This window comes from Draconibacterium mangrovi (genome assembly GCF_010586825.1).
Classification (GTDB): domain Bacteria; phylum Bacteroidota; class Bacteroidia; order Bacteroidales; family Prolixibacteraceae; genus Draconibacterium; species Draconibacterium mangrovi.
In genome coordinates, this window is sequence record NZ_JAAAGB010000012.1 from 38,061 (window position 1) to 54,562 (window position 16,502).

Sequence of the window (16,502 nt, forward strand, 5' to 3'; positions counted from 1 at the left end):
GGTATTTCTCTAATTCTCTTTTCAGAACATCAAACTCAATCCGCCGAATACGGTAATTTCAGGCATGGTATAATTGCGGTTTACCGCATAATCCGTACTCAACAGATTTTCTCCGCTAACATATAGTTTTACATTTTTTGTAAGGTTGTAGCTTGCCTTTACATTCACCAATGTGTAGCTTTCCTGGTTGGTAACCGGCGTTGGGTCGTTATCCAAACCCGACACATGTTGTATATTGGCTACCAGCAGCAGTTTCTTTATGCGGTATGATGCATTTAGGAACAGGTGATGTTCCGGCGTAGCATAAACCGGATTTTTCATGTTGGTATAACTGTATGTTGCATTCAATGTCAGTGCTTTTGTTGGTGTTGCATCCAGCGAGAATTCGATTCCTTTATTCGAAACCTCTCCGGTATTCTGATAACCGTTTGGCTGACCTGTATTAACAATCAGGTTATCGCCTTTAATCAAAAAGGCGGTAAGTTCAGTTCGCATCGTACCATTGAAAAAGGTTTGCATTACGCTTGTTTCGTAATTCCAGATCGATTCCGGGTCGAGATTGGGATTGGGGCCCCACATAAACAGTTCGCGCATTGTAGGGCTTCTAAAGCCTTTTGAAATGGTTCCTTTCCATGTGGTAGAAGGCGAGAATGAATGGGCAAACCCAAGCGATGGAATCCATACCGAACCATATTCGCTGTGGTTATGGTAACGAAGACCAGCGTTGATGATCAGTTTTTCGCCAATGTTTTGTTGTGAAAACAGGTAGGCACCAAGTTCGGTAATGGTAGTGTCAGCAAAGGTCAGACCCTTTCCACCCATCGCAAAAGTATTTCCAGCATCCCCCCCATAATTCATCAAGTCAATTCCGGCGGTAAGCTTGTTTCCCTCAAAAAACTGAAAGGTTTCGTACAGATTTAATCCGTAGTTATGGTCGTTGGAATGAAAACCATCAGTGACTTCGTGTTCCCCAAAATTGTAGAAAAGCTTCAGTGCTCCTGATGCTTTTTCAAAGTTATTTCGCAACGAAAACGATCCGTAACCACGCAAAATATCTATTGTTTCTCCCGCCGAAGCATTCAGGGTGTCAGGACCGGGATCAGATGCATCAAAAGCTGCCACACTAAAATCCGCAGCAGCATCAAAATGCTCGCTGATCTGGTAACCCAGCTTCAGGTATCCGTTGGTTATTTTGAAATCAGAATTGGGGCGGTGGCCATCAGTCTGGTCATGATTTCCTGAAATAAATACGCTAAACTTATCCTTTTTGAAACCCACTGATCCCATGTATTTCTGCGTGTTGTACGATCCGTACGAAATGCGGGCATTGCCATTAACACCTTCGGTATCCTGTTTTTTTGTGATAATGTTGATTACACCTCCCATAGCATTCGATCCGTACAGAATCGACGCAGGTCCACGAATTACCTCCACGCGTTCAACATCCGAGGCTACGTATGAATCGGGAAGAGGATGCCCCATAATCCCCATAAACTGCGGGTGCCCGTCGATGAGCATTAAAACGCCGGTGGTTGGACTGCCGCCAATTCCGCGAATTGAAATCTGCCCTGCTGATCCGGCTGCAACACCAAAACCGGTAACTCCACGCTCGGTAACAAACAAACCCGGCACCCGGCCATTTAAAATAGGCAGTAGTGCCGACTCATCACTTTCCTCAATTTGCGTGCGGTTAACAACTGAAACCGCCATTGGAACATTGTTGCGGTTTACCTGTACCTGCGTTCCGGTAACCACCACTTCGTTAATTGTTATGGTGTCGTTGGTTTCAAAGCGCATTTGTGCACTGGCAATTCCTTGAACGAAGAGAATGATGAAAAAACTGAAGATAAATATTCGCATTATTTAAGTTTATTGTGTTACGTATTAATTTAATCGTGTTACTATTTGGCCAAAAAAAATTATTCGGCTTTACTCATTACCAATTTTCCGTGCTGTATCCCTTTCAGGCTGATGAGTTGCTCTGAAATTTCTGTTAGTTTTCGCGAAGGGCCTTTAACAGCAATAATTTCCATGTAATTCATCTCGTTTAAATAAAAGCCCTGCGACGAAAGAATAAACTCCTTGTGTTCGTATTGAATCTCGGCCGATTTCTTTAGTATATCCTTTTTCTCGTGATTGAAAACAATGATAACTGCACCGGCCACAATGTTATCACATTTCCACTTTTCCTCCACTAAATTCTTTTCGATTAGGTGACGGATAGCGCGCGAACGGTTGGCAAAAGCATTGTCCTCAACATACTTGTCGAGAGCTTCAAGGAGTTCTTCATCCAACGAAACGCCAAACCTGGAAACGGCCATGGTAATACTAATTTCAATATTCGTAACACGAATGTATGAAAATAGAATGAATCTGCGGTAGTAAAATCCGGATTGTTCAAAATGCTTTATCTTTAAACCAAATAAATTGATAGGGTATGACAACGATAAAAACCATTTACCTGGGCGAATTACGCACCGAAAATGAGCACCTGCAATCGGGTAACAAAGTGATAACTGATGCGCCGACTGATAATCGTGGAAAAGGAGAATATTTCTCGCCAACCGACCTGCTGGCAACGGCTTTGGGAAGTTGTATAATGACCATTATGGGAATAAAAGCCCGCGATAACGGAATTTATATTGAGGGAACTCAGGTTGATGTAACGAAAATAATGGCTTCCGATCCGCGACGTGTAGCCGAGGTGGTTGTGGAGTTTACTTTTCCGGCAAAAAACTATACCGACGAAGAAAAGCAGCTGGTTGAAAGTGTCGCCGGCGTTAGTCCGGTTCCCTTAAGTTTGCATCCTGATCTGGTTCAAACCATCAAGTTCAACTGGTAGCTTCAGTGTTTGATAAAACGGCCTTGAAAAGTTCTGTCAGCCAGTTCGGCTTTTAGCAGATATATTCCGGGAACGAGGACGGTGATATTTATTTTATTCGGATTTATGGTGAAATGTTTTACTTCCGCACCATTCATATCAAAAATACGGATGCCAGTGATTTCCATCGACGAAGAAAATCGTAAGCTGATTTCAGTGGTAGCCGGATTGGGGAAGATTTCTATGGTTTGGGTATTGGTTTCTGCCGGAATACCAACAATCTCCTGAGTTTCCGATATTAGCCAGAGATCAGGATCAATCACCATTTCAGCAACATGGAACTCGGTGTCGACGATAAATTGTTGTTGGTTGCTGGTGTGATTCAGTCTTACATCGAGCGAATCGGTGCGACCGGCAGTGTATAAACGCACCGGTACCGGCATTTCGAAAAAATCTACCGATTGATGCGTTGTAGTTTGACTCAGCGTTATCAAGGTTTTTCCTCCGTCACCCGGTTTAAAACTGGCGGAATAAACCGGATAACCTTCGCCATAGTGCCAGTCGTTAAAAAACTCAGTCAGGCTGGTATCGGCAACTTGTTCAAAGTGTTGTATTACGTCCTCTGAATGCGCAAAACCATTGGCAACTGCCGGATCGTTGAAATAGTTTTTCAGACCCTGAAAAAAGGTATCATCACCAATTACCCAACGCAGCATGTGTAGTAAATAACCTCCTTTTGCATACGATAAGCGACTGCTAAAAATGCGTGCCACTGATGTGGTATCGGCAACATAAACTGAGCCATCGGGCTGCTGTTTTACCTGGTCGGAATACACTTGTTTCCACACCGGCCACCAATCGGTTTCAATATTTTCGTACGAAAGTCCGGTTAAGTAGGTAGCAAATCCTTCGTTTAGCCATATATCCTGCCACGAGCCCGGCGTTATGTAATCGCCAAACCACTGATGGGCCAGCTCGTGTGCAATTAATCCGAAGCCAAAATTCCCCATAAAACTCATGGTTTGATGCTCCATTCCGCCGCCCCAGCCAAACTGTGCGTGGCCATATTTTTCGGCCGCAAAAGGATAATCTCCAACAAGGTTTTGGTACAATTGCATAATTTCGGCAGTTACCGGAGTTTTACTTTTGGCATCTTCAAGATCCTCAGGGTAAACATAATTCAGTATTTCAATGGAGTCGCCATTTTCCGTTTCCAGGTAATCTGAATAGCGTTCATAATCAGTTACGGCAATCGCAACCAAATATGTTGCAATCGGAAAACGATGTTCCCAGTGCATGGTTCTGGTGGTGTCGCTCAATTGCTCGGAAACCAATATGCCGTTACTTGCTGTTTTATACTTTACTGGTGTGGTAACAATCACATCAATCGAGTCGATTTTATCGGCCAGCGACTGCTTGCAAGGCCACCATTCCAAAGCACCGTAAGGTTCCGAAAGAGTCCATAAAACCGGTGTAAATTCACTGCCGTGAAAACTGGTTTCAAAAGAACCGAAGCCTGATGTTGTGGGAACTCCTTGGTAAAAAACCGAAACAGAATCAAGCTGATCGGGCAAAAGAGATTCAGGCAGATCAACTTCAAGTTTATTATTCTGATGGGTGAACGTGACGGTTTTATTTCTGATTAGAACCGAATCGACAGTTAAGGAATCTGAAAGATCAAATTCAATCGTGTTCAGTAAGCCCGTTTGGCTCTTAAAGTGGGTGGTAACTTCCCCGGAAATGTAACGAACCGCCGGATCGACCTGCCATTCCATCCGCTGATAGATAAAGTCGGTAAGGCTGTTATTCTGGCTCTCGATAAAATTCGATTTTAGCACAAAATTCCGGCTTTCTTCCAATGCTAATTTGTCTGAGATGAACAGTTCATTTTCCTGGGCCATAACATTGACGGAAATGTAAAGAAAGAGAAGGATGTGGACGAATCGTATCATTGCTTAAAGATACAATTCCGAATGAAGATTTAAAGCAAAAAAAAGCGAACCATAATGGTCCGCTTTTGATTTTATAAGGATATACTTTTTATTTTTCAAGCTCTTTCCAGGCCAGGGCGCTGGCTCCAACAATAGCTGCATCACCAGGCTTCAATTCCGATGGAAGAATCTTGATTTTATCTTTAAAGATAGGAAGCAAGTGTTTTTCCATGTGCTTTTTAGTTGGTTTAAAAATGTAATCACCGGCAGCAGTTGGTCCGCCAAACAGGAATACTGCTTCAGGGCTTAGGTGGTGAACGGTGTCAGCCAAACCTTGTCCTAACCATGCACCTGTTTTTTCAAATACTTCCAAAGCAATTTTGTCGCCTTTTTCAGCAGCGTCGTAAATCATTTTCGAGTCCAGCTCGTTAAACGATTTATCGGCCAGAATACTGTCGGTTGCGTTGTACTGAACCATCAATTCAAAAGCAGTACGTTTCATCCCTGGAGCCGAGCAATAAGCCTCTAAGTGGCCCAGCGCTGTACATCCGCACAAACGTCCGCCAGGAATAAGTGTGGTGTGACCACATTCTCCGGCAAAACCATCATTTCCGTATACCAGGTCGCCATTTACAACAATACCACTACCAACACCGGTACCAAGGGTGAACATTACAAAGTTTTTCATGTCTTTGGCACCACCGTAAATCATTTCGCCAATGGCTGCTGCATTTGCATCGTTTGTAAGTGCAAGTGCTTCCATTTCAGGGAAGTGTGCACGAAGTAATTCAACTAAACGAACCACTCCTTTAAACGATAAGTTTGGAGCATATTCAATTGTTCCGCTGTAGTAATTACCATTTGGAGCGCCAATTCCTATTCCAACTACTTCTAAATTCTCATTCAATAACTTTACTGATTTGATCAGTTCTTTAATGGCTGCTGCCAAATCTGAGATGTATTGGTCGATATCGCCATGCGATGGTGTAGAAATATTGTCTTTAACCATCACGTGTCCTTCCGCGTCAACTACGCCAATGGCAGTATTTGTTCCGCCAATATCAACTCCAATTGCTACTTTTTTCATTTTTTATTAAGCTTATTAATTTAGATTTTATCTGCATTTTCTGTGTGTTAGCAAAATTAAAAATATTATGCAATTGGAAGGGAGCCGGACATCGGTTTATGGCTATTTATTTTGAATTCAATTAAGCTTTAACGTTTTTTAAGATGAATCTGAATTTCAGAACGCCAATCAACGATGAATTTTAATCTTACCTTTGTTTCTTAATAATTATGAAAACAATTGGTAAAGCAATTCTGAAGTTTTTGGGGTGGATACTTTTAATTCCGATTTATATTTACAAATACGGAATATCGCCACTTACTCCGGCATCGTGCCGGCACGTTCCCACATGTTCGGAGTATGCAGTAAAAGCCATAAAAATCCATGGTCCGTTTAAAGGATTTGTGCTTACTGTCAGGCGACTTTCAAAATGCCACCCATGGGGAACGCATGGTTACGATCCCGTTCCGCCAAAAGAATAGCGGGTTAAAAAGCATTTAGCTGAGTTCAATTTATTTATTCCATAACATAAAACTAAATTTGTGGAACATTGTTAAAATGAGACACTAAAAAATACATTGATGAAGAGAATAATCCTTTTATTGGTTGTGGCTACTTTGTTTGCATCGTGCGGGAACCAAAAGAAATCAGATAAAAGTACCGCGGCCGACGTTGTTACTGTGAGTATTTTACCACAAAAAACGTTTGTAGAGAAAATTGCGGGCGATGATTTTGAAATAAACCTGCTTATACCGCCCGGATCGAGCCCGGCAGCCTATACACTTTTGCCTTCTCAGTTGAAAGATATTTCGCGTTCGGCTGTTTGGTTTCGGATTGGTTACATTGGTTTCGAACATTCGTGGGCCGATAAAATTAAGCAGGCCAATACCAAAATGAAGGTGGTAAATATTTCGGAAGGACTGGATTTGATTGCCGACAAAATGGAGCAACACGGCGACCATGTGCATATTGATGGTGTTGATCCGCACGTGTGGCTGTCGCCGGTTATGGTAAAACAAATGGCAAAAGTTATTCTCGATGAACTTTCGGCGTTAAAACCCGAAAAGGCAGGTGATTACAATGCCAACTACATGCGTTTTGTGAAAGAATGTGATCAGCTTCATATCGATCTTAAAAATCAGTTGAAAGATTACGCCGGACGAAAATTTATCGTTTTTCACCCGAGCCTTTCGTACTATGCCCGCGAATATGGATTAGAGCAGTACTCGCTTGAAACCGGCGGAAAAGAGCCAACGCCTCAACACTTGCGCGAAGTTGTTGACATTGCCAAGTCAGAAGGCATAAAAGTTATTTATATTCAAAGTGAGTTTGACCGGGAACATGCCCGCGTTTTTGCCGATGAAATTGGAGGTAAAATCATTCAGGTAGCACCGCTTAAACCTGAGTGGGAAGAAAACCTGAGAACTATGACTCAAATTCTGATCGATAATTTTTAATGGATCCGTTAATTAAAATAGAAAATCTGACGGTGGCCTACGATAAGGTGCCGGTGCTGGAAAATGTCGATCTCGAAATTCGGGAGAACGATTTTCTGGGTGTAATCGGCCCTAACGGTGGAGGCAAAACTACCTTGTTAAAAGCCATTTTGGGGTTAAAGAGACCGGAATCGGGGAAAATTCATTTCTCGAAAGAAATGAGCGGCCGGAAAAAACCAATTGGCTACTTGCCACAGGTACGAGATATCGACCGGAAATTCCCGATCACTGTTTTTGATGTGGTACTTTCGGGTGGTATTATGCAAAATCGCCAAAATGCCAAGAGTATTGCAAAAGATAAAGCGGAAGCATTGCTGGAAGAAATGGGTGTTGCCGGTATTCGGAACAAAGCCATTGGCGAATTGTCGGGCGGGCAAATGCAACGTGTGTTTTTATGCCGTGCTTTGTTAAGCGATCCTAAATTGCTCATCCTTGACGAGCCGGATACTTTTGTGGATAACCGTTTTGAAGGCGAACTTTACGAAAAGTTGGAGAAGTTAAATGAAGAGCTTGCCATACTTTTGGTTTCGCACGATGTGGGTACCATAACGAGCTGCGTAAAATCTATTGCCTGTGTAAATAAGTACCTGCATTATCATCCGAGTAACGTAATTTCGCAAGAGCAGCTGGCCAATTATAATTGCCCGATTCAAATCATCTCGCATGGCGAAATTCCGCATACCGTTTTAAAGCACCATCATCATTAATATGAACGCGATAATAGAATTATTTTCATACGATTTTTTTCAGAAAGCCTTTTTGGCTGCTGTGTTTGCCAGTATCTCGTGCGGAATTATTGGGGCTTACATCGTTTCGCGGCGCATTGTGTTTATAAGTGGCGGAATAACACACGCTTCGTTTGGCGGAATCGGCTTGGCATTTTTCCTCGGCTTTAATCCCTTGCTGGGTGCCGTGCTTTTTGCTGTTTTATCGGCTTTGGGCATTCAGTTTTTTACCAAAGTAGCCGAAATAAGGGAAGATTCTTCCATTGCCATTTGGTGGTCGCTGGGAATGGCGCTGGGAATTATTTTTGTTTTCCTTACACCCGGATATACACCAAACCTGATGAGCTACCTGTTCGGGAATATTCTTACGGTAACTACTTCCGAGCTTTGGTGGATGTTTATGCTGAACTCGGTAATTGTACTATTCTTTGCCGTATTTCTGCGTAAAATCCTTTACATCGCTTTCGACGAAGAGTTTGCACGCACAGCAGGTTTACCGGTGGCTTTGTTTAATTACCTCATTATGGTGCTCATTGCACTAACCGTTGTGTTGAATATCAGGGTAGTGGGTATCATTCTTATTTTGTCGTTGCTGACCATACCGCAGGCAACAGCCAATTTATTCACCAACGATTTTAAACGCCTGCTGGTGTATTCGTCGTTATTTGCTTTTGTGGGTACAATCGCCGGTTTGTTTATTTCCTATTTTCTGAATATTCCTTCGGGAGCCGCTATCATTTTTACGCTGGTTATTATTTTCGGAATACTTCGTTTGGTTAAAACGTTTGTGTAATGTTTGCGCCGAAAAAGGAGAAAATATACACCTGTTCAAACTGTAATTTTCAGTTCTCGAATCTTGATGTTCCGCGCTCGTGCAGTAATTGTTTTGCCTGCATCGGATGCGAAATTTATATTTGCCCGCAGTGCGAACAGGAGGTGGTTATTAAGCCCGTCAGAAAAAGATCTGCAAGTGAGTAATTGAATTTTGGAAACTATCCACAGAAAAAATATAAAGCAACTGCCCGCTCTGAATCATCAGGCGGGCAGTTTTATTTTGTCGGGATCCGGTTGGTATTAAACTGATTCTTTAAAATACTTTACCGTACCTACTTTTAGTTCCATTGTGGCATCTTCGTCGCAAACAATAATGCCATTCGGGTGCATTTGCAACGCCGACAATGTCCACATGTGGTTAATTCCGTTTTCCACTACATTTTGCAGTGCGCGGGCTTTTTTGTAGCCGTTCACCAAAACCAATACTTCTTTCGAGTCGAGTACTGTTTGCACACCAACTGTTAAGGCTTGTTTTGGGACCTGTTTTAAATCGTTATCGAAGAAACGCGAGTTGGCCACAATCGTGTCGTAGTTCAAATCAACCAAACGCGTGCGCGACTGAATCGACGACCCCGGAATATTAAATGCTAGGTGACCATCGGCGCCCATTCCGCCCATAAACAATTCAATACCTCCGTACGATTCTATTTTGGCTTCGTAACGTTCGCATTCAGCATCTAAGTCCTTGGCGTTTCCGTCAAGAATATTGATGTTTTCTTTTGGAATATCGATGTGATTGAAAAAGTTTTCGAACATAAAACTGTGGTAGCTTTCCGGATGATCTTCGGCAATGCCCACGTATTCGTCCATGTTAAAAGTAACCACGTTTTTAAACGTTACTTTTCCTTGTTTGTACAAGTCGATCAGTGCTTTGTAGGTTCCCAGCGGTGTTGATCCGGTTGGTAAACCCAGTACAAATGGTTTTTCTGCCGATGGCTCAAAATCACAAATTCTTTCGGCAATATGGTTGGCAGCCCAAATGCTTAATCCATCGTAGTTATTATGAATTACTAACTTCATTATATTCTGGTTTTTAAAGTATATTTTCCGTTGCTTTTCCCAGTTTCTGGGCTTCTTCAAGGAATTGCTCAACTGTTAATTCGCGGTGGTAAATTACTCCGTGAGTAGCGCGTAACAGCGGCGATTCGTTTTGGTAAAAGAAGTTTTTACCCAACAGCAGTTGTATTTGTTTGTGCTGATCGAACCAAACACGTTGTGTCAGGTCGCTGAATTTTCCATCCAGCTGGTAACTCGGGAACGATGCATTTACCTGCGTAATGTAACATTCCGAGAATGATTTATCCAGTGTTGCCAGCGAGTTCAACGAAACCGGAACGATCACTTCAACATCCCACGGGTTGTATTTAAACCACACATTACGGTAACCAACAATTCTCAGCTTGCTCAGGTCTTCTTCCTTGCTCCAGTCTTCAACAGCTTTTGCAATAGCCATCAGTACTTTGTAGTGCGTATCGGGGCCGCTTCCCTGTGGATCCATTGCCAAACTAATAACTGTTGGCTTGTATTTGCGGAAGTCCTCCAGAATCGGAAGAATGTCTTTATCGTAGTTCGATTCGCCCGAGTAAAAGCCCAAACGCAGGTGGTGAACATTTTTCACCATAATGCCGTAGTGTGCCCAAACCAGTTCCTCTTCAAACTCGCGGATCATTCCTTTCAGCTTCTGAATTTTAGGAGGATTTTTTCCGCCATCGTAAGTATTTCTCAGACTGGAGAGTACCTCGAATATCGTTTCACGAAGTTCTTCTTCGTTTTTAATTCCCCAGATTAAAACCAGCGCACGTACTACACGGTGGCAAACTCCACGGCGTTTTTCTTCTTCATCCTGCGCTGCAATGTTGTCGAGGTAGTGGTAAATGTCTTTGTCCCACTTGTATTTGTGCCCGTCTTTAAAAAAGTCGGGGAAATTGATCATTTCAATTTTGCCCTGGTTGATCAGGTCTTTGGTATCAACCAGCACATTGTACAAAAAGGTATTTGTTACCGCTGTAAATCCCGAAGTTGCTACCGAAAAATGGAGCTCATTGCTTGCATCGCGTGACTGGCGGTTGGTTGATGGCATAATGCCAAGCATAATATCGTCGTGGTGCGGGCCGGTGTGATAATACACCTGGTTCACCTCTTTTTGCATTCCTTTTTGCAGTTTCTCCAAAATTGAATCGATAACCGACTGAACCGTGTTTTCATTCAGACCAGGAATCATACTACAGTATTTGTCGGCTTTCAGGTCTTCCAAATCCAATTTCGAGCCGAACTTGTTTATCTTTTTACAGAGTTCAATAACTGCGCGTTCAGTTTTTTGGTGGTTCCACAGTGTACCAGTATAGAAATACTCGATACTATCTTCCAGCGTCACCGCTGCGCCATCAGTAAGGTAAAAACGGGCATTTTTTAGTTTTTGCAGTGCTGTTGCCGGATACGTTACTGAAGGTTCTTTTTCCAACGACGCTTTGATGGTGTCGGCAATGGCTTCACCGGCGGCGTAAACAATTGCTTTGTTATCCGGATTAAAAGTAAGTGTACCCAAACCGATGGTAATAACCAGGCGGTTTTTCGATACTTCAATTCCACCCAAATCGGCAGCCGTTATGGCTTGCGTTTCAAAGTTTGTTTCGGTTAAACGTGTTGATGAAAAATGATCAGATCCGCGTGTATTGAATGCGATCAATCCATCGGGGCCAATACCACTGAGGAAGAAACCAATTCCACCTTTTTCTCGAATCTTATTTTCGTAAGCTGTACACCAGTTATCGATATTAAAAATCGATTCCTGTTGCAATTGCTCCTGGTGTGTTTTTGCTTCGCGGTAACGCAACGACAGATCGATTTTATAATCCGGGAAAATCTCGGAATAATGTTTGCCTTCTGCCAGTTTAATGTCTTCGGAATTAATGAGCAGGGCATTTACTTTTTTAAAGCCTAAACCTTCAATGTATTGTTTTTGTGCGTAGTTGTAAAGGCTGTTGTGTTGCTCCGGGTTAATGGGGAAAAACTCGCCCATTTGTACAAAAGAGAGTTCGCTCAGATCAGGCTTTTTTACATCGGCCAAACCATATTTCTCCAAAAAGTCTTTTCCTTTCTTGTTATTCCAGTTATCAAGCAAAAGATGGGTGAAATCCAGAAAATACTGCGCCGTTTTCCCGGTTGGTAAACAGGCTACACCCTTAGGGTTTTTACTTGCCCACTCTAAAAAGCTTAATGCCGAAAGCAGCCCCAGCTTTGGGAAACTTTCAGTGGTGATATACGGAATTCTGGTCGAAATTTTCTTTGACTTTGTTTCTTCGAAAAATGCTTCTTCAACCTTTGTAAAATTGACTGTCATATTTTATTTTTTTGATATTCTTTCCAGCGCATAAGCTGCTGCTCCCATCGTTCCGGCTTTGGTTCCCAGTTCCGAAAACTGAATTTGGGTTTCGTTGCTTATGTCGCGGTTACTAAATGTATGAATGGCCTGTTGTATGGGGGCCAGAATAAACTGACTTGCCACGGCAACTTGTCCACCAATAATGATCAACTCAGGATTAAAAATCTGAATCAGGTAAGCCATTCCTCGTCCCAGCCATTTTCCTACTTCCGAGAAAAGCGAAATGGCAAACTGGTCGCCGGAGTTGGCAGCCTGAATAACTGTTGAGATATCTATTTTGTTTAAATCGTCTTTTACCAATTCTTTTATCAGCGACGAATGGCCTTGCTCAATTCCTTCGCGGGCCTGGCGTGCAATGGCGTTGGCCGAAACAATGGTTTCCAAACAGCCCTGCTTTCCGCACACACAAAGTACACCGTTATCGGCCAGTGGCAGGTGACCAAATTCGCCCGAGTAACCTGATTTTCCGGTGTACAATTTTCCATTAATAATTATACCCAGTCCCAATCCCCAGTCGGCTTGCAGCATCAACACGTTCTTCTTGCCTTTTGCCAGTCCAAAATACTGTTCGGCAAAGGTGCGTAATTTGGCATCGTGGCTAATAAAAACCGGTATTCCGAATATATTCTGCAGTTTCGAAAAAAGGTCTTTTTCTTCCGGGAAATAGGTTTGGTTAATGCCTTCTTTTTGGTTGATCAAACCCGGTAATTCAAGTCCGGCCACCAGAATTTTTTCACGGTCAATGTTACTGTCCTGAATAACCTTTTCCAGCTCGGCATTTACCTGGTTAAAAATGTTAATGTCCGACGACATTTTTATGGGGAAATAATGCGGGCCGCTAACCTCCTGGTTACAGCTGTTGAAAATGGAAATAATTGTACGGGCCACATTTATGGTTATTCCAACTACATAAAAACCGTTTTCAACAAGCCCGTATATATTGGGGCGCCGTCCTCCACTTGAGTCGCCACGTCCTAATTCGGTTACCAGTTGGTCTTCAATAAGCTCGAGTAATAAGCTGTTTATTTTTGGTGTACTTAATTTTATTTGGCGGGCAAGGTCGGAATTTGAAAGTGGCCCGTTGAAATAGATTGAACGAAGAATCTGTTTTTTCTGGGCAATCTTTTTTTGTTCAACTGCCTGACTTTGATTTCCTGTGGTTTTAAATAGTTTTTCCATAACTGTTGGTGCAAAAATCAGAATATTTTAAATATGAAACAAGCTTCTTTTTAAAAAAATTAAAAAGAATGTGTTAATTCTCCTAAATTTAACCATTCATTTACAATTCATAAAAAATTAATATGATAATATTTTAATGTTAATTACTTTCGATGATATTTATAATCGGATACATTTACATAAAATCTTCCGGCATGATGAAAAAATTTGGGTTTATAATTGTATTGCTAGTTGTTGGCAGCGGGGTACTTTTTGCACAGGCACGACGAATAATTAACATTCCGAATATTAGTGGTTATCAAACACTAAAGTGCGATTTGCACATGCACACCGTATTTTCTGATGGTACTGTATGGCCAACCGTTCGTATTGAAGAAGCTTGGAACGAGGGGCTGGATGCCATTTCAATTACCGATCACATCGAATATCGACCGCATTCGATTGATGTGGTGGCCGATCACAACCGTTCGTACGATTTGGCAAAACCATTGGCCGATCAGTCAGAAATTTTACTGATTAAAGGAGCAGAGATTACGCGCAGTATGCCGCCGGGACACTTAAATGCATTGTTTATAAAAAATGCCAATTTACTGGAACTGGATGATGTGCAGGATGCTGTAAAAGAGGCACGCGACCAGGGTGCATTTCTTATGTGGAATCACCCGTGCTGGGATGCACAGCAACCCGATTCGGTATTGTGGTGGGACGAACATTCCTATTTTTTTGAGAATGATATGTTGCACGGAATTGAAGTTTATAACTGGGAGTTTTGCCCGGAAGCTCTGGCATGGGCGAACGAAAAAAAACTAACCATGCTGGGAAATTCCGATGTGCACGGGCCAATGGATGTTAACGACGGACACCGCCCGCTTACCCTTGTTTTTGCAAAAAGCCGTACTATTGGTGGAATTAAAGAAGCTTTGTTCGACGGACGAACTGCTGTTTATTTTGACAATACAATTGTCGGCCGTTCTGAATACCTGGAGCCGCTTTTTTTCGGGTCGTTACAATACGATACCAAGCCGATAAAACTTAGAAACAAAGAATCGAGAGTGGTAAAAATCTCCAATAATTCGGATTTAGATTACGAACTGGAGCTGGTTCAGCCCGGTGTGGGTTTCGATGCTCCGGAAACGATTACATTGAAAGCGCATCATGTTTCGGCACTGAGTTTAAGCGGCAATTCGGATGAAGTGGCAAATGCCAACAACCTGGATGTTTATTACCGGGTAAATAATATGCTTACCGGAGTTGATGATCCGCTTGTGGTAACATTCACTTTCCGAAACAATTAGCCAAATGCTTTGTTACGATGCTTTAGTTTTTCTATTTGAATATAATGTCAGCAAGAGCAAAAAAAGAAGCACCATTAGTAAAGCAGGTAATAACCAATAACGAAGAGATATCGCCCGGAGTGCATGTGATATCTTTTAAACGGAATTCGGATTTTTTGCCCGGGCAAGTGGTAAAAATCGGAGTCGACACCGATCACGCACCGCGTATTTACAGCATTTGCAGCGGCAACCAGGAGGATGAGATCCGAATCCTGTTCAACATTAAAGACGATGGTTTTTTAACCCCCAAGATGGCAGCCATGATTCCGGGAGATATTTTGTATGTGTCGGAACCCTATGGTAGTTTTTTGGGAACCGGCGAGCCGGCCTGGTGGATTGCCACCGGAACCGGAATTGCTCCTTTTTATGCCATGTACCGCTCGGGAATTTCTGAGAATAAAACACTTATTCACGGAGTGAGGCATTTAAACCAGTTTTATTTCGAAGATGAGCTGGAATGGTCGTTAGGAAAAAACTATGTTCGTTGCTGCTCGCAGGAACAATCGTGCGATGTTTTTCCCGGAAGAGTTACCAATTATCTGGAGGGACTGACCGATTTACCCGATGTAAAATTTTACCTCTGCGGAAAGGCGTTAATGGTTGTGGAAGTGCGCGATATGTTGATTGAAAGAGGTGTGGATTATGCCAATATAATTGCCGAAATTTATTTTTAATACCCCTTTTGAATCCGATTGTAATAATTTGTACTTTAGTGGTATTAATTGTTAGCACTTAATTTTATAAAACATAATCAAAATGAAACGTACCTTTTTATTAGCCGCCTTAATGCTTTTTGCATTAATAAGCACACAAGCACAATCACTCGACGAGGTATTGGATAGTTACTACAAAGCCAATGGTTTGGAGAAAATGGCCGATGTAAAAACATTCAATGTAAAAGCAAAAGTTAACGTAATGGGTATGGAAATGCCCATGGAAATAAAAGTAAAAAAACCCAATAAGTTCCGTGTCGATATGGAAATGATGGGACAAAAAACCACCAGCGCTTACGATGGTGAACATGGATGGATGATTAACCCGATGATGGGCGCCGGTGCTCAGGATCTGGAAGGCGACCAGTTAAAACAAGCAATGAGCCAGGCCGATATGGAAGGTGCACTGTACAACTACAAAGCAAAAGGGAGCGACATTGAAATGCTGGGCAAAGTTGATGTTGATGGCGCTGAAGCATACAAACTGAAACTTACCGATAAGGATGGAGTTGTTCAAACCTATTATATCAATGCCAACGATTATTTGGTTTCGAAAGTGGAATCGAGAGCAGAAGCTATGGGTCAAACCATGGATATTGTAACCAGAATGGTAGAATATAAAGATTTGAATGGTATTAAAATGGCCAACAAAATTGAGATTGAAATGCCAATGGGTAAACAGTCGGTTGTAATGGAAGAAATAAAATTGGATGAGCCTATTGACGATGCTCTATTCGAAAAACCTGCAAATTAAGATTTTCCACAAATAAAATATTGAAGGGCGGTTTTCCGCCCTTTTTTATGTCTAATAATTCCCCCTGGCTTTGCCATGGGGTTTCGCTTTTTCTCCCTCATTGAGGGGAGATGTCATTCTTCAGCTGACGGATGACAGAGGGGTGAAATAAAGAAAATTTGGTTGCAGCCATTTTGCTGAAATGATGTTGGCGTGATGCCACCTGGCTCTGGTACAGGGATAGTCAACTTCAAGAACTTTCTTTATTACACAATTTTTAAGATTAGA

The 16,502-nt window shown here is 42.2% G+C and carries 15 protein-coding genes; 8 read left to right on the forward strand and 7 right to left on the reverse strand.

All coding sequences use genetic code 11. From position 1 onward, the window contains the following. Positions 1–21: 21 nt before the first annotated feature. Entirely contained in the window at positions 22–1,860 is a 1,839-nt protein-coding gene (locus tag G4420_RS20685; protein WP_163325854.1) for a TonB-dependent receptor plug domain-containing protein, read from the reverse strand. 59 nt (positions 1,861–1,919) lie between these two features. Next, on the reverse strand, positions 1,920–2,321 hold the full coding sequence (gene nikR / locus G4420_RS20690) for a nickel-responsive transcriptional regulator NikR (RefSeq protein WP_163325855.1): 402 nt from the start codon (positions 2,319–2,321) through the stop codon (positions 1,920–1,922). A 116-nt stretch (positions 2,322–2,437) separates the two neighbouring features. On the opposite strand from nikR, the gene G4420_RS20695 reads away from it, so the two are divergent. Further along, the gene (locus tag G4420_RS20695) at positions 2,438–2,842 is read left to right on the forward strand and encodes an OsmC family protein (RefSeq protein ID WP_163325856.1); all 405 of its coding nucleotides are present in this window, start codon (positions 2,438–2,440) and stop codon (positions 2,840–2,842) included. 2 nt (positions 2,843–2,844) lie between these two features. Here G4420_RS20695 and G4420_RS20700 read toward each other — a convergent pair whose 3' ends face one another. After that, positions 2,845–4,773, reverse strand: coding sequence for a M1 family aminopeptidase (locus G4420_RS20700; RefSeq protein ID WP_163325857.1), 1,929 nt, complete (start codon positions 4,771–4,773; stop codon positions 2,845–2,847). An 88-nt stretch (positions 4,774–4,861) separates the two neighbouring features. Continuing rightward, positions 4,862–5,839, reverse strand: a complete 978-nt coding sequence (locus G4420_RS20705) for an ROK family protein (protein WP_045025585.1) — start codon at positions 5,837–5,839, stop codon at positions 4,862–4,864. A gap of 209 nt (positions 5,840–6,048) precedes the next feature. On the opposite strand from G4420_RS20705, the gene yidD reads away from it, so the two are divergent. The 4 genes from yidD to G4420_RS20725 all read left to right on the forward strand — a co-directional run bounded on the left by yidD (position 6,049) and on the right by G4420_RS20725 (position 8,832). Beyond that, a complete protein-coding gene (gene yidD, locus G4420_RS20710; RefSeq protein WP_157493510.1) occupies positions 6,049–6,300 on the forward strand; it encodes a membrane protein insertion efficiency factor YidD in 252 nt (83 codons plus the stop codon). A gap of 99 nt (positions 6,301–6,399) precedes the next feature. Continuing rightward, on the forward strand, positions 6,400–7,275 hold the full coding sequence (locus G4420_RS20715) for a metal ABC transporter solute-binding protein, Zn/Mn family (RefSeq protein ID WP_163325858.1): 876 nt from the start codon (positions 6,400–6,402) through the stop codon (positions 7,273–7,275). After that, positions 7,275–8,021: a metal ABC transporter ATP-binding protein gene (locus G4420_RS20720; protein WP_163325859.1), complete on the forward strand. Its 747-nt coding sequence runs from the start codon at positions 7,275–7,277 to the stop codon at positions 8,019–8,021. The genes G4420_RS20715 and G4420_RS20720 overlap by 1 nt, the downstream gene beginning before the upstream one ends. 1 nt (position 8,022) lies before the next feature. Then, positions 8,023–8,832 carry a metal ABC transporter permease gene (locus tag G4420_RS20725; protein ID WP_198152313.1) on the forward strand — a complete coding sequence of 270 codons (810 nt, stop codon included), beginning with the start codon at positions 8,023–8,025 and terminating at the stop codon, positions 8,830–8,832. A gap of 281 nt (positions 8,833–9,113) precedes the next feature. Here G4420_RS20725 and nagB read toward each other — a convergent pair whose 3' ends face one another. The 3 genes from nagB to G4420_RS20740 are packed head-to-tail and all read right to left on the reverse strand — an operon-like array spanning position 9,114 to position 13,434. Beyond that, positions 9,114–9,893, reverse strand: a complete 780-nt coding sequence (nagB, locus tag G4420_RS20730) for a glucosamine-6-phosphate deaminase (protein ID WP_163325860.1) — start codon at positions 9,891–9,893, stop codon at positions 9,114–9,116. Positions 9,894–9,906: 13 nt separating this feature from the next. Further along, positions 9,907–12,213 (reverse strand): glucosamine-6-phosphate isomerase, encoded by a 2,307-nt coding sequence (locus G4420_RS20735; protein WP_163325861.1) that lies wholly within the window; start codon positions 12,211–12,213, stop codon positions 9,907–9,909. Positions 12,214–12,216: 3 nt separating this feature from the next. Next, positions 12,217–13,434 carry an ROK family transcriptional regulator gene (locus G4420_RS20740; RefSeq protein ID WP_163325862.1) on the reverse strand — a complete coding sequence of 406 codons (1,218 nt, stop codon included), beginning with the start codon at positions 13,432–13,434 and terminating at the stop codon, positions 12,217–12,219. A 194-nt stretch (positions 13,435–13,628) separates the two neighbouring features. On the opposite strand from G4420_RS20740, the gene G4420_RS20745 reads away from it, so the two are divergent. The 3 genes from G4420_RS20745 to G4420_RS20755 all read left to right on the forward strand — a co-directional run bounded on the left by G4420_RS20745 (position 13,629) and on the right by G4420_RS20755 (position 16,235). Then, a complete protein-coding gene (locus tag G4420_RS20745) occupies positions 13,629–14,729 on the forward strand; it encodes an Sb-PDE family phosphodiesterase (protein ID WP_163325863.1) in 1,101 nt (366 codons plus the stop codon). A gap of 44 nt (positions 14,730–14,773) precedes the next feature. Continuing rightward, positions 14,774–15,442 carry a ferredoxin--NADP reductase gene (locus G4420_RS20750; protein ID WP_163325864.1) on the forward strand — a complete coding sequence of 223 codons (669 nt, stop codon included), beginning with the start codon at positions 14,774–14,776 and terminating at the stop codon, positions 15,440–15,442. Between the two features lie 82 nt (positions 15,443–15,524). Further along, positions 15,525–16,235 carry a LolA-like protein gene (locus G4420_RS20755; protein WP_163325865.1) on the forward strand — a complete coding sequence of 237 codons (711 nt, stop codon included), beginning with the start codon at positions 15,525–15,527 and terminating at the stop codon, positions 16,233–16,235. The last annotated feature ends 267 nt before the right edge of the window (positions 16,236–16,502 follow it).